Origin of the sequence: Shewanella sp. NFH-SH190041 (assembly GCF_024363255.1) — a bacterium.
GTDB lineage: Bacteria > Pseudomonadota > Gammaproteobacteria > Enterobacterales > Shewanellaceae > Shewanella.
Genome location: NZ_AP026070.1, coordinates 2,364,969 through 2,386,301, shown reverse-complemented (window position 1 = coordinate 2,386,301; position 21,333 = coordinate 2,364,969). Strand labels below are relative to the sequence as shown.

Here is a 21,333-nt window from a genome sequence, read left to right as displayed (position 1 = left end):
GCGGTTCAGGGTGCAGCCTCACGGCTGGCAGCAGGCAGGGGGGAGCGCATTACTGTTAGACGCATCGCTGCGTGTCGCATCCTATTTATGGCTTATTTTTTAATAAATACAAAAACAAGGAATTCGTTGTTTTACTTCAACCAACCCCATAAATTTTTTCAATAAATCCGATAATGCCGAGATCGATCTGCGTTGTCTGACAACCAGTTAAAATTTTGTTCGAAATCGGGTACGGTTTTTGCGCAAATAATGGGCTGTTACTGCCAACTGGACTCCGGTTTAACCGTAAAAGCTTGATTTTGAAGTTTTTACTTTGTTTAGGTTTGCAAATCAGTGAGTTGCGACCAGAGCTGTTTTGTTTTTATCTGCGGTGAACCGGCTTTTGAATGGTGTTTTTGTGAGCAATTCACAGAAGTTACATTGCCATTCGCTGGTGAAATATAGCAACAATCAAAAAATTCAGCAACGGAAAGCCGCAAATCTTACCTTGCTGATGTACAATGGCCGCCGTGATAATGAAATGGTCCATCATGAATACTGAACAAGCGCAACAACAAGTCCAGCTGCTGACGATCGATGATGATCACGCTGGACAACGAATTGATAATTTCCTGCTCACGACCCTGAAAGGCGTTCCTAAAAGCATGATTTACCGTATCGTGCGTAAAGGGGAAGTGCGGGTAAACAAAAAACGGATTAAGCCAGAATACAAACTGCAGATGGATGATATCGTTCGGGTGCCGCCGGTGCGTGTGGCCGAACGTGATGAGCGTAAAGCGCCATCAGCCGGTTTGCACCGGGTTTCCCAGCTTAAAGACCGTATCGTTTATGAAGATAAATTCCTGATCGTGCTAAATAAGCCTGCTGGCATTGCAGTGCACGGTGGCAGTGGTGTTGATTATGGGGTAATTGAGGCGCTGCGGGTGTTATACCCAGAGCAGAAATTTCTTGAGCTGGTGCACCGTCTAGATAAAGACACCTCTGGTGTGCTGCTGATCGCCAAGAAGCGCAGTGCGCTGAAACATATGCATGATCAACTGCGTTTCAAAAAAATGCAGAAAGACTACCAAGCGCTGGTTCGCGGGGCATGGCAGTCCCATGAGAAAGTGATTAAAGCACCATTGCTGAAAATTACCCTCAAATCTGGTGAGCGTATTGTGCGGGTTAATAAGGAAGGTAAACCGTCTGAGACTCGCTTTAAAATTCTGCAGCGCTATGATGGCTGTACTTTAGTGCAGGCAAGCCCGGTGACGGGTCGAACTCATCAAATCCGTGTACATTGTCAGTATGCTGGTCATCCTATTGCCTGTGATGATAAATACAGTGAGCAGAAGTTTGACGATAGCATGCGTGTGCTGGGGTTGAATCGTCTGTTCTTGCATGCGGCGCAGCTAAAATTTATCCATCCTGATACCGATGAATATATGACGGTGCAGGCGCCACTGGATGAAAATTTGCAGCAGCTGTTAACCAAACTCAAGCGAGTGTAATAGCGTCACGACGCGCTGCTATTTTTGACTGCGTGACTGCACGATAAGTTATTGGAATGAGCTGAGCCATATTTGTGGCTCAGCTTTTTTATTACCAATTGTGCATTAGCGCCTTGTTTTGCACCTGTATAAGCTCGGTTATGTTGTGAACTTAACTGTGTTGTGTGCTTAGTTGATGCTCGGTTAGCTAAACATCATTGCAAGTTCGCCGTATTTAGAGTTAAGGCGACAAAGCTCAATGTGCGATGGGATAGGGGTTATCCCAGCACGGCTACACCAAATTGTTTGAGCATTCGGCAAAGTAAAATGAGTGGCAGCCCAATCAGAGTATTAGGGTCATCCCCCGTCAACCGGTCAAAGAGTGCGATTCCCAAACCTTCACTTTTAAAACTGCCTGCACAGTAATAGGGTTGCTCTTTGTCGATATAATGGCAGATCTCAGCATGGCTTAATGCTCTAAAGCTGACGGCAAAGGTGTCCATGTCGGTTAATAACTTATCCTGACCACTATGGTAGAGCGCAAGCCCCGTATAAAAGGTGACCGTTTTTCCCTGTTGGGCACTGAGCTGAGCGATGGCATTATCCCGGGTATGGGGCTTGCCGATGATTTTGTTGTCGACGACTGCAACCTGATCTGAGCCGATAATGATGCTGTCAGGATACTGTTTAGCTAATGCCTTAGCTTTCTTGCCCGCAAGACGAGTGACCAATTCAGTTGCGGTTTCTCCAGGACGGGGAGATTCATCGACTTCTGGCGCAGCGGCTTCGAATGGCAGTTGCAATTTAGCCAATAGCGCCTGACGGTAGGGTGAACTGGAAGCTAAAACCAGTGGAGAAGCCATAAAATTACACTTTTGGTGAAAATTCGATTAACTATTGTCACTGTTTCATTGTCATTACTGCAATGGATTTAAACAGAAGATAGCTAAAATGGCGAAAAAGCCATCTGTAAGTGGGCGACCGCCTTTATTTTGTACTGGTAGTGCTTGTGTGGATGGGGCGGCTTGGGTAAAATTTTGCGTCCGCCAATTTCGGTGTCGGTGTCAGGTTGACGGATTGCGCAGAAATGCGAATTTCGTCTTAATATTTCCTTTGACTCCGACGTTTTCAAACTATAATATGCGCGCCTTATGCAAACAGTAAAGATACCGGTTTCAATTGATCCCATCCGTGCCGCCCAGTCACGCTCTAGTTATCAGGGCGTTGTGCCGGGTAAGCAACTGAAGAGATTAAATGAGTTATGTGCCGGCGACTGTTCCGATGTGACAGTGTCGTTGGAATGTGGTGTTGATCTGCAGGGGATAGTCTACCTGAAAGGGAAGGCTGTGACGGAGCTCACTCTGACATGTCAACGTTGCATGACACTACTTACCACTGAGGTTACGGTCGACTTTTGCTTCAGTCCTTGTCGGACTCCAGCAGAAATCGATGAGCTCCCGGATGCGTATGACCCTATTGAGTGCAATGAAATTGGCGAGATCCGTCTGCATCAATTGATCGAAGATGAATTGATTATTGCTGTACCTTTAATTCCTATGCATGAGGATTCCAAATGCAGCCAGGGAAGCAAAGATATAGTCGTAGGCGAGATTGAACCCGCTCAAGAGGAGCGTCCAAATCCGTTTGCAGTGTTAGAAAAACTGAAGAGCAAGTAATCTAGGAGACAGGGCCAATGGCTGTACAACAGAATAAAAAATCTCGTTCTAAGCGTGGTATGCGCCGTTCACACGATGCGCTGAGCACTGCTCAGCTGTCAGTAGACGCTACCAGTGGTGAACTGCATCTGCGTCACAACGTGACTGCTGATGGTTTCTACCGTGGTAAAAAGGTAATCAACAAGTAATTGTTGCTTAGCTTATGATAAATCTGACGCTTGCGTTGGATGTGATGGGTGGCGATCACGGCCCCCATGTGACAGTGCCTGCAGCTTTGCAGGCACTGGCAATTCACTCCTGCTTAAATTTAATTTTGGTTGGTGATAAAGCCAAAATTTCTCCTCTGCTGCAATCGGCATCGCCTTCGCAGTTATCTCGTATTGACATCATCCATACCACAGAAGTGGTGCAAATGTCTGATCGCCCCGTTTATGCCTTACGCCGCTGTAAAAACAGCTCGATGCGGCTTGCGATAGAATTGGTGCGTGATGGTAAAGCTGATGCTTGTGTTAGTGCTGGTAATACCGGTGCGTTAATGGCCATGGCTAAGGTATTGCTCAAAACACTTCCTGGGGTAGACCGACCAGCGTTGGTCAGCTGCTTACCCAGCTCGAAAAACCGTCCGGTTTATTTTCTCGATCTTGGCGCCAATGTCGCCTGTGATGCTGAAGCCCTGTTTCAGTTCGCGGTAATGGGATCTGCGTTGTATGAAGCCGTGGAAAAAGTGGAACGGCCAAGGGTAGCTTTACTCAATGTTGGTATTGAGGAGATGAAAGGCAATGATCAAGTGCAGCATGCCGCCCAATATCTGCAGGACACACCCCAACTGAATTATACCGGCTTCATTGAAGGCGATGAGATCTACACCGGCAATGTAGATGTGATCGTCTGTGATGGTTTTGTCGGTAACATTACACTAAAAACATCTGAGGGGATTGCCAGATTATTGGTGCACCAGTTAAAGAAAGGATTGACTCAGGGTTTTTTAATCCGTTTGCTGGCTCGCCTGATAGCCCCGGGAATTCAAAAAGTTCTCAATCAGATGAACCCCGACCACTATAACGGTGCAAGTCTGATAGGATTGCGCGGAATAGTCGTCAAAAGTCACGGTAATGCTGATCAAGAAGCTTTTTTACAGGCTGTAAATCTGGCAGTTACTGAGGCTCAACGTCGACTCCCTGAAATGATAAAAGATCGTTTAGAGTCGATTCTTTTAGATATAAACAGCTGATTTCTCCTTATGTATACAAAAATTCTTGGTACCGGCAGTTATCTGCCGGCACAGGTGCGTAGCAATCAGGATCTGGAACAGATGGTGGAAACCAATGACCAGTGGATTGTGGAACGTACTGGTATTTCAGAGCGACGCATTGCTGGCAGCGATGAATCTGTGTCCACTATGGGGCATCAGGCTGCGGAAAAGGCATTGGAGATGGCGGGTGTTGATGCTGCCGAGCTGGATATGATTATTGTTGGCACCACCAGTGCTAATAATGCATTCCCAGCTGCAGCCTGCGAAATCCAGGCCCTGTTAGGGGTCGCCACCATTCCTGCATTTGACGTATCTGCCGCCTGTTCCGGCTTTATTTATGCGTTGTCGATTGCAGATCAGTTTGTCAAAACCGGTACAGCGAAAAAAGTGCTGGTTATCGGCGCGGATGTGCTGTCCCGTTTTTGTGAACCTAATGATCGCTCTACAGTGATTCTATTCGGTGATGGTGCAGGTGCTGCGGTAGTTGGTGCCAGTGATGAGCCGGGTATTCTTAACACCCATATTTTTGCCGATGGCCGTTATGGTGAGCTGCTTAAGTGTCCAGAACCAAGCCGTTTGGGTGGTGATGAGAATGGCTTTATTACCATGAAAGGTAATGATGTGTTCAAAGTGGCGGTAACACAGCTGTCCCATGTGGTAACTGAAACCTTGCGTTTGAATAATATCGAGAAGACCGATATTGATTGGCTGGTTCCTCATCAGGCAAATTATCGCATTATTGCCGCGACAGCGAAAAAGCTGAGCATGAGTATGGATAAAGTCGTCGTGACCTTGGCCAAACACGGCAATACTTCTGCTGCATCAGTCCCTATTGCATTAGATGAAGCGGTCCGTGATGGCAGAATCCAGCGTGGTCAATTGCTGCTGTTGGAAGCATTTGGTGCTGGTTTTGCCTGGGGTAGTGCCCTGGTTCGCTTCTGATCTTAATTTGAAAACCCGGCCGTTTGCCGGGTTTTTTCCACCTGTTTTTAATTTTGTCCGTGAAATATCGGGCTTTGCCTGAAGGTAACCTCGTATGGAAAAGACCGCATTTGTATTCCCTGGGCAGGGTTCCCAGAGTGTTGGCATGCTGGCTGAGTTAGCTGGTGAATTTGATATTGTGGCTGAAACATTTTCTCAGGCCAGTGATGCATTAGGATATGATCTGTGGGCATTGGTGCAGCAGGGGCCGGTAGAGGCCCTGAACGAAACTGACAAAACCCAGCCCGCATTACTGACTGCCAGCGTTGCTATTTGGCGAGTTCTGGCGCAACAGGGATTAGCTAACCCTGCCATGATGGCCGGTCACAGTCTAGGTGAGTATTCTGCGCTGGTGTGTGCAGGTGTAATTGACTTTAAAGATGCCGTTAAGCTAGTTGCGCTGCGTGGTCAACTGATGCAACAGGCTGTGCCTGCTGGAACTGGTGCAATGTACGCCATCATCGGGTTGGATAATGATGCAATTGCCAAGGTTTGCGCAGAAGCAGCTGAAGGTGAGGTGGTCAGCCCGGTTAACTTTAACAGCCCAGGCCAGGTGGTCATTGCGGGTGCTAAAGCTGCTGTTGAACGTGCCGCTACTGCATGTAAGGCCGCGGGTGCCAAAATGGCAGTTGCTCTGCCTGTTAGTGTTCCTTCCCATTGTGCCTTGATGAAGCCTGCAGCAGATAAGCTGGCACTGGCGTTAGAGTCTATCCACTTCAATGAGCCAAAGATCAAGGTTATCAACAATGTAGACGTTGTTAGCCCAACAGCTGTTGCGGACATTAAAGAGGCATTGGTGCGTCAATTATATTGCCCTGTGCGCTGGACAGAAACGGTAGAAGCGATGGCCGCTGCGGGGGTTGAAACTTTGCTGGAAGTTGGACCGGGTAAAGTGCTGACCGGATTGAGTAAGCGTATTAATCGTGCTTTGACTGCGAAGACTGTTAATGATGTGGCTTCCGTCGCAGCTTTGGCTGAATAACAAGGAGTGGTAAATGAGTTTTTCTCTTGATTTAACTGGCAAAATTGCTTTGGTGACTGGCGCCAGTCGCGGTATTGGTAAAGCGATTGCAACCACTTTAGCTCAGGCCGGCGCCACTGTCATTGGTACCGCTACGAGTGAAACTGGTGCGGCTGCGATCAGTGCTTATCTGGGTGAACAGGGTTATGGATTGGTGCTGAATGTTACTGATGCTGATTCTGTGGCGCAGCTATATGCCGACATTAAAACCCGTAGTGGTGATGTGGATATTCTGGTGAATAATGCCGGTATCACGAAAGATAATCTGTTTATGCGTATGAAAGATGATGAATGGACAGATATTATTGATACCAACCTGACATCTCTGTTCCGTTTGTCTAAGCCTGTTATGCGCAGCATGATGAAAAAGCGTTTTGGTCGGATTATCAATATTGGCTCAGTAGTGGGTACCATGGGTAACCCGGGTCAGGTAAACTATTGCGCGGCTAAGGCTGGTTTGGTTGGATTTACTAAGTCACTGGCTAAAGAAGTGGCATCACGTCAAATTACGGTGAATGCCATTGCGCCAGGGTTTATTCAAACTGATATGACAGATGAATTAACCGCTGAGCAACAGCAGGCAATTATGTCCCAAGTGCCTATGGATAGACTTGGACAAGCTCAGGAAATCGCCAATGCGGTGGTTTTTCTGGCATCAGATTCTGCGGCCTATATCACAGGTGAGACATTGCATGTGAATGGCGGGATGTATATGGTTTAATGGCAAAATGCAGAGAATTTGTCGCAATAACGTGGAAGTTTTTGCGCGAATTCAATCGCCTGGAGCGTGGTTAGACCACGAAATGGGGGCTTGCATTGTCAGCCAAATCTAATAAACTACTCGAAATCTTACGCAAGTGCGTAATTTGAATAGGAAAGAAAACTAATGAGCAACATCGAAGAACGTGTAAAGAAAATCATTGTAGAGCAACTGGGCGTTAAAGAAGAAGACGTTAAGCCAGCGGCCTCTTTCGTTGACGATCTGGGTGCAGATTCTCTGGACACTGTTGAGTTGGTAATGGCTCTGGAAGAAGAGTTTGACACCGAGATCCCAGATGAGGAAGCTGAAAAGATCACTACCGTTCAGGCTGCGATCGATTACGTTTCCAAGAATCAGTAATCAGAATTCCTGAAAACAGGCGGCATATGCCGCCTGTTTTTGTTTAAGGCTTAGTGCTGTCAGTTTTTCCCGTTAAGCTGGGATAGGCCTCTGTTAAGTCAGAGCATTCCTTCCGCATTGGACAGCGGGTGGCAGCAACAGATTTAAAAAGGTGAACAAGGTGACTAAACGTCGTGTAGTGATTACCGGTTTAGGCTTGGTGACTCCGCTGGGTAATACGGTGGAATCCACCTGGCAGGCCCTGTTGGCGGGGCAAAGCGGTGTTGCGCCAATAACCAAGTTTGATGCCAGTGAGTTTGGTACCCGGATCAGCGGCTCAGTGAAAGACTTTGACGTTGAACAGTACCTGTCGAAAAAAGACGCTCGTAAAATGGACCTGTTTATCCAATACGGCATTGCGGCCGGGGTACAGGCCATTGCAGATTCCGGTTTGGATTTGGAAAATATGGATCTGGGGCGTGCCGGTACTGCCATTGGTGCTGGTATGGGGGGCATGTGGTTAATCGAACAGAACCATAACGCCTATATTAAGGGCGGAGCCCGTAAGATTTCGCCATTTTTCATTCCTAGCACCATTATCAATATGGTTGCAGGACACTTATCTATTCTGTACGGGTTGCGCGGGCCAAACTTTGCCGTGACAACAGCTTGTACTACCGGGGTGCATAATATCGGCTTTGCTGCCAGAACAATTGCTTATGGCGATGCTGATGTGATGGTAGCCGGTGGCGCAGAAGATGCAACCAGCCCGATGGGCGTAGGTGGTTTCTCTGCTGCTAAAGCGTTATCAACCCGTAACGACGAGCCACAAAAAGCCAGTCGACCATGGGATAAAGACCGTGATGGTTTTGTTATTGGTGATGGCGCTGGTGTGATGGTGCTGGAAGAATATGAACATGCTAAAGCCCGCGGCGCCAAAATTTATGGCGAGTTGGTTGGTTTTGGTATGAGTGGTGATGCATTCCATATGACATCGCCGCCAGCTGATGGCAGTGGTGCCGCATTAGCGATGGAAAATGCCATTAAAGATGCTGCTATTGATAAAACTGCAATTGGCTATATCAATGCTCATGGTACTTCTACCCCAGCAGGTGATAAGGCTGAAACTGCAGCGGTAAAAGCAGTATTTGGTGACCATGCTTATCAGTTGATGGTCAGTTCAACCAAGTCAATGACCGGTCATTTATTAGGTGCTGCTGGAGCGGTTGAAGCTATTTTCACCATTTTGGCATTGAAAGATCAGATTGTTCCGCCAACGATCAACTTGGATAACCCAAGTGAAGGCTGTGATTTGGACTATGTTCCTCATACGGCTCGTCAAGCTGAATTGGATTATGCGTTGTGTAATTCATTTGGTTTTGGTGGTACTAACGGCTCATTACTGTTCAAAAAAGTGTGATTGACCGTTAAATGAAAAAAAGCGCCATAATGGCGCTTTTTTGTTATCTGTGAGATGGTTAGCTTGGTGGTACTTAAGCATGCTAAGTGCATGATTAATTTCTATGGGTTATTAATTAATTCCATATTAACCTTGATTAACAATGCTTGGTGAAAAGCGGGACGGACTTAATAATGACGAAGTAATTATTAAAACAATCCGGAGTTCCCGAACGATGATCAACTTGGTCTTATTGCCGCTGATAACAGCAACCGGCGCGGTGACCGCTAACCTAACAGAATTGGTAAGAGGGGAGTCCGGTCAATGGCACCCAAAACTGACCATAGGCACGCTGACCTTTTATTTGGCTGTAACCGCCTATATTTTGGTTTGGTTTGCGTTGTTGGTCAGTGGTATTGAAGTGACTTCTGATGAGGGCGTTACTTTTGGTGTTGAATATATGCTGCTGTTTTTGGCGGGACTGATTATTTATACCATGGCAAAGGCCAGTCGATTTGTCAGTGAAAACGTACAACTGTGGATTTATCGCCTAGCATTGCCATTAGTGGCCGTAACCTCATTTATGGCATTCAAATTCGGATAATATTTATCCGCTTGTATCCGCGATTGTTTGCCAATTGTACAATTTGGCCTAAAAACAAAGATAACAATTTCTAACTGTCATAAAATTATGTCAGCTAAACCGAATTTACTAAAATTCAATTTACGGACAGGACACTATGACAGATAGGCAACGTGAAATTACCTTACGATTTTTAGCTGAACCGGCGGACGTCAATTTTGGCGGTAAAGTTCACGGTGGGGCGGTAATGAAATGGATCGATCTGGCCGCATATGCCTGTGCGGCCGGTTGGAGCGGTAAATACTGTATAACAGCATATGCCGGTGGGATCCGTTTTTTAAAACCTATTCTAGTTGGGAATTTGGTAGAAGTTTGTGCCAGAGTGATATACACAGGCACGACATCCATGCATATTGGGCTTGAAGTGCGCGCAGGCGATCCAAAGAATCAACAGCGCCAACTGACCACACATTGCATTGTGATTATGGTTGCCGTTGATGATACGGGGAAGCCAACCCAAGTACCAGAATGGGTGCCGGTGACGGAAGACGATATTGCTAAACGTGATTCAGCATTAAGACTAATGGAAATGCGCAAGAAAATTGTTCGCGAGATGGAAGACCACTTGATGTAGTTTAAGCGCCTGAGGGCGCTTTTTTATTATTGCCTCCATGGTTTTTGAGCGCCATTTACGATGAAAATCAGTGAATGTTTTTATGCCATAGAGAGAGTTTTTTCTATGCTAATACTCTAGCCTCGGATACGCGTCTTTTCTTGAACGCAGATTAGAAATAGTTTTTTAGACTCATGCTCTCTTTAACACACTGTTTATCTATTCAACATTATTTGATATTTCCGGGTCTTCAGAAAAATTGTGAAAAAACGTTGTGTGTTTTTCCTGATCCTATATTTAGCAAAATACTAATAAGTACATTGAATACAGATAGTTAATTGTTGGCGTTTCACTAGCCCAACGAGCTAAACGCAAATGCACATTAATAAAAACTTAAACGTAAGAGAGAATGATGGGTAGTCCTCCCTTTTTTAACCGCCATTAAAAGTAGAGATTAAGCAGCCATCAGTGGTGGCCTGCCGTTATTGGCTTTGTGTGGTCGTTCATGATTGTAAAACCATAGCCACTTTGTCGCATAGTCTTGTACCTCCTCAATTGAATCGAATAGATGCTTGCTCACCCAACTGTATCGAATCGTTTTGTTGTGTCGCTCGATATAGGCGTTCTGCTGAGGTTTACCTGGCTGAATATATTCAATCCGAATGTTATGTTGCTTGGCCCAATTAACAAACTCACCGCTAATGAATTCAGGCCCATTATCACAACGGATAATGGAAGGTTTAGGGCGTTGTTCCAAGAGTTGATTAAGAGTTCGGATAACCCTTAGTGCTGGCAGTGACAGTCCCGCTTCAATCGCCAAGCCTTCACGATGATAATCATCAATCACATTAAATAAACGGTAGCTGCGACCATCAGCCAACTGGTCATGCATGAAATCGACGGACCATACTTGATTCGGCCGCACGGGTTCTTTTAACGGCTCTGGAGCATGGCGTTTTAGCCGTCGTTTAGGACGAATACGCAGGTTTAACGCTAGCTCGCAATAAATACGATACACACGTTTGTGGTTCCATGTTTTGTCCTTCACATTGCGCAGGTAATCAAAGCACAGACCAAAGCCCCAGTCATTTTCATCTGTCGTCAGCTGAATAAGCCAATTGGCAATGTCTGCATTTTCGTCTCGCAGGACTGATTGGTAGCGGTAGCAAGTCTCACTGACGCTGAAAATGCGACATGCCATTCGAATACTGATGTCTGAAGCCGCCACAGACTGCTGAGCAAGCACGCGTCGCTCACTGGGCTTCACCACTTTTTTGCCATGGCTTCCTGAATAATTTCGGCTTTGAGACGTTCTTCAGCATACATTTTCTTGAGCCGTCGGTTTTCGTCTTCAAGTTCTTTCATACGCGCCATGAGTGACGCATCCATCCCACTGTATTTTGCCCGCCATTTGTAAAAGGTCGCACTGCTCATGCCATGCTCACGACAAAGCTCTGGAACGGGTGCTCCTGCTTCAGCTTGCTTGAGGATGTTGATTATCTGACTGTCCGTGTATCGCGATGTTTTCATGTCGAATCTCCTGCGTTTACCTTACGAGAAAATTCTACTTTTGGCTGCTGTTATTTTTAGGGGGACTACCTCTGCACCCGTTTACGGTTGACATGAAAGCCACTGGCACAAAGTTCCAGCGTGATTTTACGGCTGCCATAAAACGGGTGTTTCAGATGAATTTGATCTATCCGGCGCATGATTTCAAGCTGCTCTGCTGAAAACGGAGCAGGCTCGTAATAGGCGCTAGAGCGGCTAATACCCAACAAACGACACTGGTGTAAAACGGGCAATTTATCCTTACGTGTATTAGTTCCGACTAGATCTGACACTGCTTCTTGAAAAGTAGAGAGTTACCCGTTTTGATAAAGGTGTCGAATCTTTGTTCAAAACCAAAGGTAACTCTCTATGTTCGATACTAACAATCCAATCATTAAACACAAAACTGGATTACTCAATCTTGCTCAAGAACTCGGTAATGTGTCTAAAGCCTGTAAGGTCATGGGCGTATCCCGAGATACGTTTTATCGTTATCAGGAGCTCGTTGAAGAAGGGGATTGATGCCTTAATCAATCGCTCTCGGCGAGTCCCTAATCACAAGAATCGTGTCGATGAACAGGTGGAAAAAGCTGTCACCGATTATGCGATTGAGTATCCGGCCCACGGCCAAACGCGCACCAGCAATGAACTTCGTAAAAAGGGCATATTTGTCTCTGCCAGTGGTGTTAGGTCAATCTGGTTACGGCATGGACTCGAGAACTTCAAAAAGCGTTTACGGGCACTGGAAGCCAAGGTAGAAGCAGAAGGTATCATTCTCTCAGATGAGCAGGTCTCAGCGCTTGAGAAAAAGAAACTTGATGACGAGGTTTGTGGCGAGATAGAAACCCATCATCCTGGCTATCTGGGGTCTCAAGACACCTTCTATGTTGGCTGTTTAAAGGAGTTGGCAGGATCTATCAGCAGACGTTTGTTGATACCTACAGTAAAGTCGCTTTTGCCAAGTTATATACCACCAAAACGCCAATTACTTCAGCCGATTTACTGAACGATAGGGTACTGCCTTTCTTCGTAGAGCAATCGTTACCTATGCTCCGCATCCTGACCGATAGAGGCACTGAATACTGCGGTAAAGTCGAGCAGCACGATTACCAACTTTACCTTGCAATCAACGACATCGATCATACAAAAACGAAAGCGCGCCACCCGCAAACAAATGGTATCTGCGAGCGCTTCCACAAGACGATACTGAATGAGTTTTATCAGGTCACATTCCGTAAGAACCTCTACGACTCACTTGAGGCGCTTCAGAAAGATCTGGACGAATGGCTCATGTATTACAACAATGAGCGAACTCATCAAGGAAAAATGTGCTGCGGTCGAACCCCAATGGATACATTAATTGATGGGAAATCGATTTGGGCAGAGAAGAAATTAGCCCAAATTTAATCTGACAGGCACCACTAAAAAACGGGTAACTGTCAGATCAGGTCTGAACCACTACACCTTACGGTCGACTTTATTTTTCCGTTGTGCTCTCGTTAACGACCGAGCACTTTGGCTAAAAAATCATTTTCCATGGTCAGTTGACCGATTTTTGCATGGAGTTTTTCACAGTCGACTTCGTTCTTTTTAGCCTTGTCAGCCTTGCTTTCAAACAGGGTCGAGGCATTATCTAGAAGCTCCTGCTTCCATTTGCCAATCTGGGATTGATGGATACCAAATTCAGAAGAAAGTTGAGCCAGCGTCTTGTTTCCCTTGGCCGCAGCGAGTGCAACTTTAGCCTTGAATGTCGGCGAGTGATTTTTCCTTTTTTTGCTCATGCTCTGCTCCTTTTGTTGTTTACAATTAAAGCAGATTATTTGCTCTTAATCACTGTCTTAAAAATTGGAGCCATTTCTGATAAGGTGGTTTTTGCCCGCGCATTTCCGGTAATAAAGGCTTTTGCTCAGGCTTGTCAGTTAATGGGGCCGGTAGGGTGTGGCCAGTTAACGAAAATGGTGAATCAGATCTGCATTGCAGGTGTGGTACAGGGGCTGGCTGAAGGATTAAATTTTGCCCGTTATGCCGGATTGGATGGTAAGCAGGTAGCGGAAGTGATTGGCAAGGGGGCGGCACAAAGCTGGCAACTGGATAATCGGGCCACGACGATGTGGAACGGTGAATATGACTTTGGTTTTGCAATTGATTGGATGCGAAAAGATTTAGGCATTGCATTGGCCGAAGCCCGCAGTAATGGCGCTCAGTTACCATTAACCGCATTAGTTGATCAGTTTTATGCTGAAATGCAGCATAGAGGCTACAACCGTGCAGACACTTCTTGTTTAATGGCGCGGTGTGAGCCACCCAAAAACTAATTCAATACCTTTGGGCACTGCAGTATTAACCTGGGTTGATACATCGCCCCATCGTTAGGGCGGCTGTCAATATAGTGAGTTTGTGGTCAATGGGATTAAATAAAAAGGACAGCGTTGCTGTCCTTTTGCTATTTAGGCCAATATTACGACTGATCCTAGGCGACTTAGATGGCGACTTAGATGGCGACTTAGATAGTAAAGTGGATAGAACTGTGTCGTAATCATGGTATTGAGATGATGCTCTATGGGCTGTGGTTAGTTAGCAGCCGGGCTTCGCTTGAATATACTCCAGCTTCACATCACAAATACTCGCCAGGGCACTGGCCGTAGCATCCCGCAATGAGATTTTACCTGCGTTTGACTCCAGCAGCACAACTCGGCTGATATCCTTTGCTTCAAGGTTGTAACGTAATAAATCAGCCAGTGCCATTTGCAGGGGCATCATTGAAGGGTTGAAAGCGGCATTTTCTGCATACCGCCCGGCAAAGCGTTGGCCGTTATGGGTTTCCATCACCACGGCGCTGTAATTGCCAGAGTAAGGCGCATAACTGTAATTGGCTTGAGTTAAGGCAAGTTGTACCAGTTCATCATCTGACTCGACATGCAAAGTATGTTGCTGTTCGCTAAGCAATGGCATGGTGATATTGAGATCTTTAGGGCCAAATGCAAATGGTAGATAGTAACTAAGTGGCTGGGTGGCTTGCTGTGGTAAGTGAATACGGATGGCTTCACCATCGACTAACTCGTTAATAAACTGACGACAATGACCGCAAGGGCTGGCGTTAACAATTAAATCAACAATACGCTGTTCTCCGCGTAACCAAGCGTGGCTGATAGCACTTTGCTCTGCATGGACAGTTTGACATAAGGCATTGTTATTCAGCTCTAAGTTAGCACCCATATAGGCATTGCCTGTTGCACCAATTGCAATAGCCCCAACATAGAATTCACTGATAGGTGGATTGGCTAATGCCGCTGCTAATGGCAGGAGTGCCAACAGCATCTCATCTTGAGCCATTTGGCTTTGTTGTGCCAACTGTTGCAACTGAGCTTGGCTAATAAAACCGGAAAAATGCTCGGTTAATAAAGGTGCAACCGCTGCAGCTAATGGAGCTGGTAGCTGAGTAATACGGTGGGTAAATCTTGCTTGCATTTCCCTTACCTCTCAAATAATAACAGTTTTCAATATATGCTAAGAGCAAATTACTACAGGGATTGCAGGTATTGAACTAATGCACCGAGCAATTTCTGTTTCTTGGTGTCTTGTTCGGTTTCTTCAACCAGGTTTTCGAGCTGGATCACATAATCAGGATCGGATAATCGTTCTTGACAGAAGCTACGCCAACGTTGAGCTTCTTGCTCATCGAGTGTGAATGGATAATTACGGGCGCGGAAACGAAACAGCATTTCCTTTATGCGGGGATCATCGAACTGTAAATCCAGCGCGGCAAGATTTTGTGGCGCAGTATTACGGATAATGTCCATTTTGGCTTTATCGGCCTGGCTGAAAAAGCCACCACTATATAGCATGACGTCCGGATCGGTTTCTGTTGAGCTATAGCCATCTTCAAACAGGGCGATTAATTTCTGTCTGATTTCGGGATGTTGCTTTAGTCGTCGGTATTGTTCCCGGGCAAATGCTTTATCAAAACCTAACCGCTGGGCATTTTCATCCGTTAAGGATTTCGCCGGTGCAATAAATGGGCATTTATTGAGATGGATTTGTTTTACTGGGATAGGTAGCTCATCATCGGCTAAATCACGCCGTGAGGTATACATACGCTTACGGATGGCATCTACATCCATTTCAATGAGCGGTGTCATATCCATCCCCAGATTGACGCAGATGATGGCATTTTTATTGTCAGGGTGATAAGCCACCGGTGCCATCAGGGTGGCACATCCTTGTGATGCACTGATCTTGCTGCTGATATGCATAACAGGGAACATATTCAGCACATCTAATTGTTTGGCCACTTCAGATTTGCGTCGCAGACCATAATAGTAATCAAACAGTTTGGGTTGTTTTTCTTTGATCAATTTAGCGATGGCAATCGTTGCATACACATCTGACATAGCATCATGGGCTTTTTCATGGCTTAGATTATTAGCTTGTGTCAAATGTTCCAATTTAAATGACGGGCTACCGTCTTCTTTCGTTGGCCAAGAGATACCTTCTGGGCGCAGTGCATAGCAGGCCCGAACTAAATCGATAATATCCCAACGAGAGTTACCATGTTGCCACTCCCGAGCATAGGGATCGATAAAGTTACGGTAAAAGCCATAACGGCTGACTTCATCATCAAAACGCAGTGAGTTATACCCCACGACACAGGTATTAGGTTGGCTGAATAATTGGTTGATTTGCCCCATAAACTCGCTTTCGGGGATGCCTTTTTGGTTAGCCAGTTGTGGGGTGATACCTGTGATCAGAATCGCCTCTGGTGAGGGTAAGTAATCCGGTGCCAGCTGACAGTAGAAGGTTTCTTCATCACCGATGATATTCAGATCTTTATCGGTGCGGATCCCGGCAAATTGAGAGGGACGGTCACGGGGTGGGTTTGCTCCGAATGTCTCGTAATCATGGAAGAAGAAAGTATGGGGTGTATTACTTTTCATTGCTGTTTTCTCAAATTCATTTTTTAACTGCAACCATTTGTTATCTAGTTAAAAACTGATCTATTAGCTTCATTTTAGTTTTTACTGTTTTTGGTTGCGTTAACAGTATCTGTGTACCAAAGTGTGTCCAATTTACAATCCAATTTCCCAGTAGTAAACTTGGGGAAAATTTTGGTACACACAGGTGTTATTTTGGCCTTATCTGACAGTAAGTTACGCGCAATTCTCGGCAAGCCATACACTGGCGCGCCAGAGTTGCCAGATCGCGACGGTTTAAGTGTTCGGGTATCACCTGCAGGCACTATATCATGGCAGTACCGCTGCCGCTTTAAAGGCCGCGCTATTCGCCTGAAAATCGGTCGGTACCCAGAGCTAAAAGTAGCGGAAGCTAGGGAAGTGTTGCTTGGCATTAGAAAGGCTGTCGATAACGGCTCGGATCCTAGAGCATACATAAAGAGCCTGAAAAATCAGGATGAGCTACTTACTGTACGTTACTGCTGTGAGAAATTTATTGAAGTAAGAAGCCAAACACTAAAACCCAGTACGATAGCAACGTATGAGTCATGTTTTAGAACTCATCTTTACCCCGCTTTTGAGGGGCGAGAAATAGAACGGATTTCACTTGCTGAATGGATAGACTTTTTTGATCAGCTAAGCACAAGGCCAACGGTTGCAGCGATGGTGCTGAAGCAGTTAAAGACGGTCTGTAACTGGTGCGTTCGTCGCCAGATGATCTCATCAATGGATGTAATGCACCTGCGTGTGTCTGATGTTGGGTGCGCAAGCAAGCAGGGTACTCGCGTACTGACACTGGTCGAGTGCGGCCGGATCTGGCGAGAGCTTGATAAGAGCAGGGCGACACCGTGTATGACTAATGCGGTAAAAGCAGCAATGCTATCTGGAGCCCGAATATCTGAACTGCTCAATGCCAAGCGCGCCGACTTTGACTTTGAGTCCGGGGTGTGGACCGTGCCGCCAGAGAACAGCAAAACCAATCTACCGATCCGCCGGCCGATCACCGCGGGACTAATGAGCATCCTCGAGGAGCAGTGGAACCTATATCGTAGTGACCTATGCTTTCCATCCCCGACAAACGGTAAGACTCCGGTATGGCTAACATCGGTTACTAAATACGTTCGAGAGATTAACGCTCGACTTGATATGCCAAAATGGAGATTGCACGACTTTAGGCGGACGATAACGACTCGACTATCCGAATCTGGAGTTTTACCGCACGTCACTGAAAAAATACTTGGACATACTCTAGGTGGGGTGATGGCTGTGTATAACAAGCACGATTGGCTAGACGACCAGCGCAAGGCTTATGATATGTGGGCTGACAAAGTATTTTTGGCAGCCCGTGGAGACAAGAAGATTGCGATGTTTGAGAAGAGGGCTTAGGCTAAGCGTTTTAACCGATTAAACAAGTATAGTGAAACGTAATGTCTTATTTTTCTTCAGAAAAGATTAATAAAGACTCTGTTTACAAGGGTACGACAGGGTTTGTCACTACAGTCACCTATAAAATGCAATAATTGACTCCGTTATTGAGTTTACTTGAAATGACTTCATATGCGGATAATAATCAGGTAAAACACCATTGGTATACTTAATGATTAGTATTTCAACATCATTTACTATATGTACAAGATATTGAATATGATTGTGTTTATCAATAAATAAGTACCCATTAATTATAGATGAAAGTGTCAAAGTTATGGGATAGCGTAAACGATAGTCACGGGTTAGATTTATATAAGAGCACAGTTTCTCTAATAGAATCGTTAATTTTGTAATAAGCCGGTCAAATTCTATGGTGATTTTTGTGTTTGTCCCTGCCGCAGTAACCCCACCGCCAATTGGGGCATAAATAGTACCATCGCTCATTTCTATAAACGAATTACAAGATTTGTTTCTTAGCGCTTTTCTTTGTTCTGGTGTAATAGGATATTGTGATAGTGATATACCGTTAATTTTGAAGTGAGCAATAGCTTCTGGCCACTGATTATGAATAATCTCAATTACAGTTTTATCTACCCAAAGATATTTTGCGCCCTTCCTACCGTGCTCATAGATTCCAATTAAATACGCTGATTGTTCGGTTATATAGGCGATTAACACTGGTCCAGTACGATTGATAAAGCCTTTACTTTTACCTTTGCTGCAAATTTCAGTTCCAAGGTGAAAGTGGTGTAGACCAAAGTCATTCAAAAAACCATCACTGTAGCTTGTGAGCTTTAAATTACTACTAAGGTAGGGGTTAACATTTTTGCCATTAGTTAAAGCATCAACCAATGAATTAAAACCTGGCACCAAGTCATTTGGACAATTTAACTCTCGAGATAAAAATACTGTCCTCGGTTTAGGAGGAATTTCACGATTTAAAAGGTTCATGTATTGACGAAATACTGATAGGTTATCGTTCTTGCTTGATTTATAACCATTTACTTTCATTTGGTGTTCAGCAAATCTATCCAAGTCACCTTCTAAATCACATCTTATATCCATCAATACCATATTTTTCATATAAATAACGCTCTATTAAAGTGTAAATAATGCGATCTATTCAAATATCACTTTAACCAATGCCGATAATGTTTATATCAGTTCGTTGTGTATATTCTCAAATTCGTACACCAATTGACATTAAAAACGCATCAGCCTCATGATCACAATAACCTCTCACATCATGACTAGACATTGAAACTTCGTTACCGGTCAGTGCAAAGCCCGCCCAGTCTTCCTTTACGTAAGTTAATTTTTTACTTGGCCAATAACAAGTAACCAGCATCAATCTACCGAACTGAATAAAAATTTTATAGGAGTGTTTATTCATAAACTCTAAGAGACTACGAGGTGTGCTTGGATGAGCGTCTACTTCCCATGAACAACCTAGACTCCAAAGCAGGTCTTCTGTCTTCGAAGAATAAGCGAAGATAACAACCTCTGAAGGAGGTTTTGTGTAACCTGATTTATAAAATTGCTTAGCGTGCGTAGGTAAAAGTTTATTTTGAGGGGCCGTGGTGGATTCACTAAGTACAGCACTAGTTTTAAATGTCCATCGAGCTAATAAGTCTCGCTCATCAGCGGTACAGTCAGATACATTTTTATTGCCTTCAATCAAGTCGTATATAAATGGAATTACTTTCTGTTCCAAATCAGACATCCATCCATTATTACATTGAGAACATATAGAGCCTGCCAAGAAGTTAGAAAATGTCATTTCTCTTTCAGGAGACAATAAAGAAATATGCCCCCCAGAAAAATCTCCAGATATAATTTTTGAATGTGCGTTATATAGTTTTTCTTTGGCAATACCATATCTCCGGAGAAGATGTTGCGGGAAAATATGCTCTTTAGCCCTATTGGCTCCAGAACAATCGCCACAACAAAAAGTACATTTTCTCATAAATTTCACGCCCATTATAATGTGTGTAAGGAGGTTTATTATATTCTGTCTACGATTATACTTCTGTAAATTGCTTTACTGTCAACTGCTTACAAAACATTATATTATTGCTCTAACAAAATGGTAGGCCGATACATTACTCCGTTTGTAATAATCTATGTCCGGGTGAGTTGCGGTTAGGCCGTAACATTAGTGCCAGACATTTGGGTCTTGTCCCACTCCCTAAGCTGAGCAGTTACAAAGAATCGCCCATGATGAACGGGGGCAGGGAACCCCAACTTCTTTCGCCAATTCCACAGCGTTACTTTTGATTTGATACGGTAACGCTGCAGTACTTCTTCGGTAGTCAAAAACAGTGGTTCATCTTGCATTTTATTATCTCCATTCATCACTTAACTGATGATTTAAAATCTAATTCTTTTATCTGCTCTACTATTGCAGCGATTTCGTTAAGTCGGTCCACAGCTCTGTGAAAGTTTTGAAGAGCAACCCCATGCCTCGCTGCCGCTCTTACTGCTGGCAGACCATCAACTAAATACACGGTCACGGCCTGCCTAACTTCACTACTGCGGATCTTCGTCAGCATCAGCAGCAGATTGACTCTTTCCGGCGATTCACCGCCGGGTAACAGGTATTTCATGCGGCTCTCTTGAAATTAAATTCTTGCTGCGGCCTTAACCAGCCTGGGCAGTGCTTGTTGAGCCATTCCATGGCGTCAGCCCGAGACTTACCGCTATTCGCAATCACGTACTCAATCAGCTTTTGTTGATAATCCGTCATCTTGAGCAGCCTTCTTATGCCTCTGGCGCGGCTGGAGCTAGCATCCAGTGAGTAACCTTTGAATTTTTAAGAACATCAAAGGGTTCTTCATCGTCCAACTCTACGTACCAAGACAAACCACTCCACATAACATTACAGGCGCGGACTTTTTCACCAAATTGATTCACATGCCAGACGTCACAAAGTTGGTCGCACACCGGCGGCCAATCCTCAACACTAATCCAGCCAGATGCGCGAGTATTCCATTTTTTGACTGCAGAGTATCCTGTGCCAGCACTACTCTCCGGTCGAATCCCGCAATTGGGATTATTACAAATCACCATGCAGCGTTTTGATTGGCGACTAACCTTTACGAAGAGCGGCTGCTCACCACAAAACGGACACGCCTTCAATCCTTCCATCACATCAACTCCTGCTCAGTACAACCCAATTCCCGACACAACCTAACAATCTCAATTTTTCGCCTTGCCGCCGCCATTCTCTTATCCTTGGCTGACACATAATGCTCACGCCTTTCACCAACTAGCAGCATTGAGATCAGCTGCTTACTACTCAGTGGCTTCATTATC

At 45.1% G+C, this 21,333-nt stretch carries 23 protein-coding genes and 2 pseudogenes; 14 read left to right on the top strand and 11 right to left on the bottom strand.

What is annotated here, in order from left to right:
- The first annotated feature begins 530 nt into the window (after positions 1-530).
- A complete protein-coding gene (rluC, locus tag NFHSH190041_RS10620; protein WP_261921833.1) occupies positions 531-1,490 on the top strand; it encodes a 23S rRNA pseudouridine(955/2504/2580) synthase RluC in 960 nt (319 codons plus the stop codon).
- A gap of 257 nt (positions 1,491-1,747) precedes the next feature.
- On the opposite strand, the gene NFHSH190041_RS10615 is transcribed toward rluC, so the two are convergent.
- On the bottom strand, positions 1,748-2,332 hold the full coding sequence (locus tag NFHSH190041_RS10615) for a Maf family protein (protein WP_261921832.1): 585 nt from the start codon (positions 2,330-2,332) through the stop codon (positions 1,748-1,750).
- Between the two features lie 288 nt (positions 2,333-2,620).
- Here NFHSH190041_RS10615 and yceD point away from each other — a divergent pair, with 288 nt between their 5' ends.
- The 10 genes from yceD (at position 2,621) to NFHSH190041_RS10565 (ending at position 10,114) form a co-directional block, all read left to right on the top strand.
- A complete protein-coding gene (gene yceD / locus NFHSH190041_RS10610; protein ID WP_261921831.1) occupies positions 2,621-3,145 on the top strand; it encodes a 23S rRNA accumulation protein YceD in 525 nt (174 codons plus the stop codon).
- A 17-nt stretch (positions 3,146-3,162) separates the two neighbouring features.
- Positions 3,163-3,333 (top strand): 50S ribosomal protein L32, encoded by a 171-nt coding sequence (rpmF, locus tag NFHSH190041_RS10605; protein ID WP_011496728.1) that lies wholly within the window; start codon positions 3,163-3,165, stop codon positions 3,331-3,333.
- 14 nt (positions 3,334-3,347) lie between these two features.
- Complete coding sequence (plsX, locus tag NFHSH190041_RS10600) at positions 3,348-4,376, top strand: phosphate acyltransferase PlsX (RefSeq protein WP_261921830.1); 1,029 nt, start codon at positions 3,348-3,350, stop codon at positions 4,374-4,376.
- Positions 4,377-4,385: 9 nt separating this feature from the next.
- Positions 4,386-5,339, top strand: coding sequence for a beta-ketoacyl-ACP synthase III (locus NFHSH190041_RS10595; protein WP_261921829.1), 954 nt, complete (start codon positions 4,386-4,388; stop codon positions 5,337-5,339).
- A gap of 94 nt (positions 5,340-5,433) precedes the next feature.
- Positions 5,434-6,360, top strand: a complete 927-nt coding sequence (fabD, locus tag NFHSH190041_RS10590; protein ID WP_261921828.1) for an ACP S-malonyltransferase — start codon at positions 5,434-5,436, stop codon at positions 6,358-6,360.
- Positions 6,361-6,373: 13 nt separating this feature from the next.
- Positions 6,374-7,120 carry a 3-oxoacyl-ACP reductase FabG gene (fabG, locus tag NFHSH190041_RS10585; RefSeq protein ID WP_261921827.1) on the top strand — a complete coding sequence of 249 codons (747 nt, stop codon included), beginning with the start codon at positions 6,374-6,376 and terminating at the stop codon, positions 7,118-7,120.
- A 165-nt stretch (positions 7,121-7,285) separates the two neighbouring features.
- Positions 7,286-7,519: an acyl carrier protein gene (gene acpP / locus NFHSH190041_RS10580; RefSeq protein WP_006081231.1), complete on the top strand. Its 234-nt coding sequence runs from the start codon at positions 7,286-7,288 to the stop codon at positions 7,517-7,519.
- Positions 7,520-7,679: 160 nt separating this feature from the next.
- Positions 7,680-8,918 carry a beta-ketoacyl-ACP synthase II gene (fabF, locus tag NFHSH190041_RS10575; protein WP_261921826.1) on the top strand — a complete coding sequence of 413 codons (1,239 nt, stop codon included), beginning with the start codon at positions 7,680-7,682 and terminating at the stop codon, positions 8,916-8,918.
- A gap of 214 nt (positions 8,919-9,132) precedes the next feature.
- Positions 9,133-9,501, top strand: coding sequence for a hypothetical protein (locus NFHSH190041_RS10570; protein WP_261921825.1), 369 nt, complete (start codon positions 9,133-9,135; stop codon positions 9,499-9,501).
- A 136-nt stretch (positions 9,502-9,637) separates the two neighbouring features.
- Positions 9,638-10,114, top strand: a complete 477-nt coding sequence (locus NFHSH190041_RS10565) for an acyl-CoA thioesterase (protein ID WP_261921824.1) — start codon at positions 9,638-9,640, stop codon at positions 10,112-10,114.
- Positions 10,115-10,547: 433 nt separating this feature from the next.
- Here NFHSH190041_RS10565 and NFHSH190041_RS10560 read toward each other — a convergent pair.
- Both NFHSH190041_RS10560 and NFHSH190041_RS10555 read right to left on the bottom strand, forming a co-directional pair.
- Positions 10,548-11,623, bottom strand: a protein-coding gene (locus tag NFHSH190041_RS10560; RefSeq protein WP_261921823.1) for an IS3 family transposase whose coding sequence is annotated in 2 segments (ribosomal slippage) — positions 10,548-11,371 and positions 11,371-11,623 — 1,077 coding nt in all. Because the reading frame shifts where the segments join, the coding sequence is not laid out codon by codon here.
- Positions 11,624-11,688: 65 nt separating this feature from the next.
- Positions 11,689-11,895 (bottom strand): IS3 family transposase, encoded by a 207-nt coding sequence (locus NFHSH190041_RS10555; protein WP_261921822.1) that lies wholly within the window; start codon positions 11,893-11,895, stop codon positions 11,689-11,691.
- A gap of 115 nt (positions 11,896-12,010) precedes the next feature.
- Between NFHSH190041_RS10555 and NFHSH190041_RS10550 the strand changes: the two are divergent.
- Positions 12,011-13,048, top strand: a pseudogene (locus NFHSH190041_RS10550) (IS481 family transposase).
- A 92-nt stretch (positions 13,049-13,140) separates the two neighbouring features.
- On the opposite strand, the gene NFHSH190041_RS10545 reads toward NFHSH190041_RS10550, so the two are convergent.
- Positions 13,141-13,422: a helix-turn-helix domain-containing protein gene (locus NFHSH190041_RS10545; protein ID WP_261921821.1), complete on the bottom strand. Its 282-nt coding sequence runs from the start codon at positions 13,420-13,422 to the stop codon at positions 13,141-13,143.
- A 78-nt stretch (positions 13,423-13,500) separates the two neighbouring features.
- On the opposite strand from NFHSH190041_RS10545, the pseudogene NFHSH190041_RS10540 reads away from it, so the two are divergent.
- A pseudogene (locus NFHSH190041_RS10540) lies at positions 13,501-13,956 on the top strand (NAD(P)-dependent oxidoreductase); the annotation flags it as partial.
- 259 nt (positions 13,957-14,215) lie between these two features.
- On the opposite strand, the gene cdd reads toward NFHSH190041_RS10540, so the two are convergent.
- Complete coding sequence (gene cdd / locus NFHSH190041_RS10535; protein ID WP_261921820.1) at positions 14,216-15,109, bottom strand: cytidine deaminase; 894 nt, start codon at positions 15,107-15,109, stop codon at positions 14,216-14,218.
- 53 nt (positions 15,110-15,162) lie between these two features.
- Positions 15,163-16,575 (bottom strand): exodeoxyribonuclease I, encoded by a 1,413-nt coding sequence (gene sbcB / locus NFHSH190041_RS10530; RefSeq protein ID WP_261921819.1) that lies wholly within the window; start codon positions 16,573-16,575, stop codon positions 15,163-15,165.
- Between the two features lie 171 nt (positions 16,576-16,746).
- On the opposite strand from sbcB, the gene NFHSH190041_RS10525 reads away from it, so the two are divergent.
- Complete coding sequence (locus NFHSH190041_RS10525; protein WP_261921818.1) at positions 16,747-17,976, top strand: tyrosine-type recombinase/integrase; 1,230 nt, start codon at positions 16,747-16,749, stop codon at positions 17,974-17,976.
- A gap of 114 nt (positions 17,977-18,090) precedes the next feature.
- Here NFHSH190041_RS10525 and NFHSH190041_RS10520 read toward each other — a convergent pair whose 3' ends face one another.
- The 5 genes from NFHSH190041_RS10520 to NFHSH190041_RS10500 all read right to left on the bottom strand — a co-directional run bounded on the left by NFHSH190041_RS10520 (position 18,091) and on the right by NFHSH190041_RS10500 (position 21,329).
- The gene (locus tag NFHSH190041_RS10520; protein ID WP_261921817.1) at positions 18,091-19,101 is read right to left on the bottom strand and encodes a hypothetical protein; all 1,011 of its coding nucleotides are present in this window, start codon (positions 19,099-19,101) and stop codon (positions 18,091-18,093) included.
- Positions 19,102-19,198: 97 nt separating this feature from the next.
- Entirely contained in the window at positions 19,199-19,984 is a 786-nt protein-coding gene (locus NFHSH190041_RS10515) for a hypothetical protein (RefSeq protein ID WP_261921816.1), read from the bottom strand.
- Positions 19,985-20,372: 388 nt separating this feature from the next.
- The gene (locus NFHSH190041_RS10510) at positions 20,373-20,624 is read right to left on the bottom strand and encodes an adhesin biosynthesis transcription regulatory family protein (protein ID WP_261921815.1); all 252 of its coding nucleotides are present in this window, start codon (positions 20,622-20,624) and stop codon (positions 20,373-20,375) included.
- Positions 20,625-20,778: 154 nt separating this feature from the next.
- Positions 20,779-21,165 carry a Lar family restriction alleviation protein gene (locus NFHSH190041_RS10505; protein ID WP_261921814.1) on the bottom strand — a complete coding sequence of 129 codons (387 nt, stop codon included), beginning with the start codon at positions 21,163-21,165 and terminating at the stop codon, positions 20,779-20,781.
- Positions 21,165-21,329, bottom strand: coding sequence for a hypothetical protein (locus tag NFHSH190041_RS10500; RefSeq protein ID WP_261921813.1), 165 nt, complete (start codon positions 21,327-21,329; stop codon positions 21,165-21,167). The genes NFHSH190041_RS10505 and NFHSH190041_RS10500 overlap by 1 nt, the downstream gene beginning before the upstream one ends.
- Between the last annotated feature and the right edge of the window lie 4 nt (positions 21,330-21,333).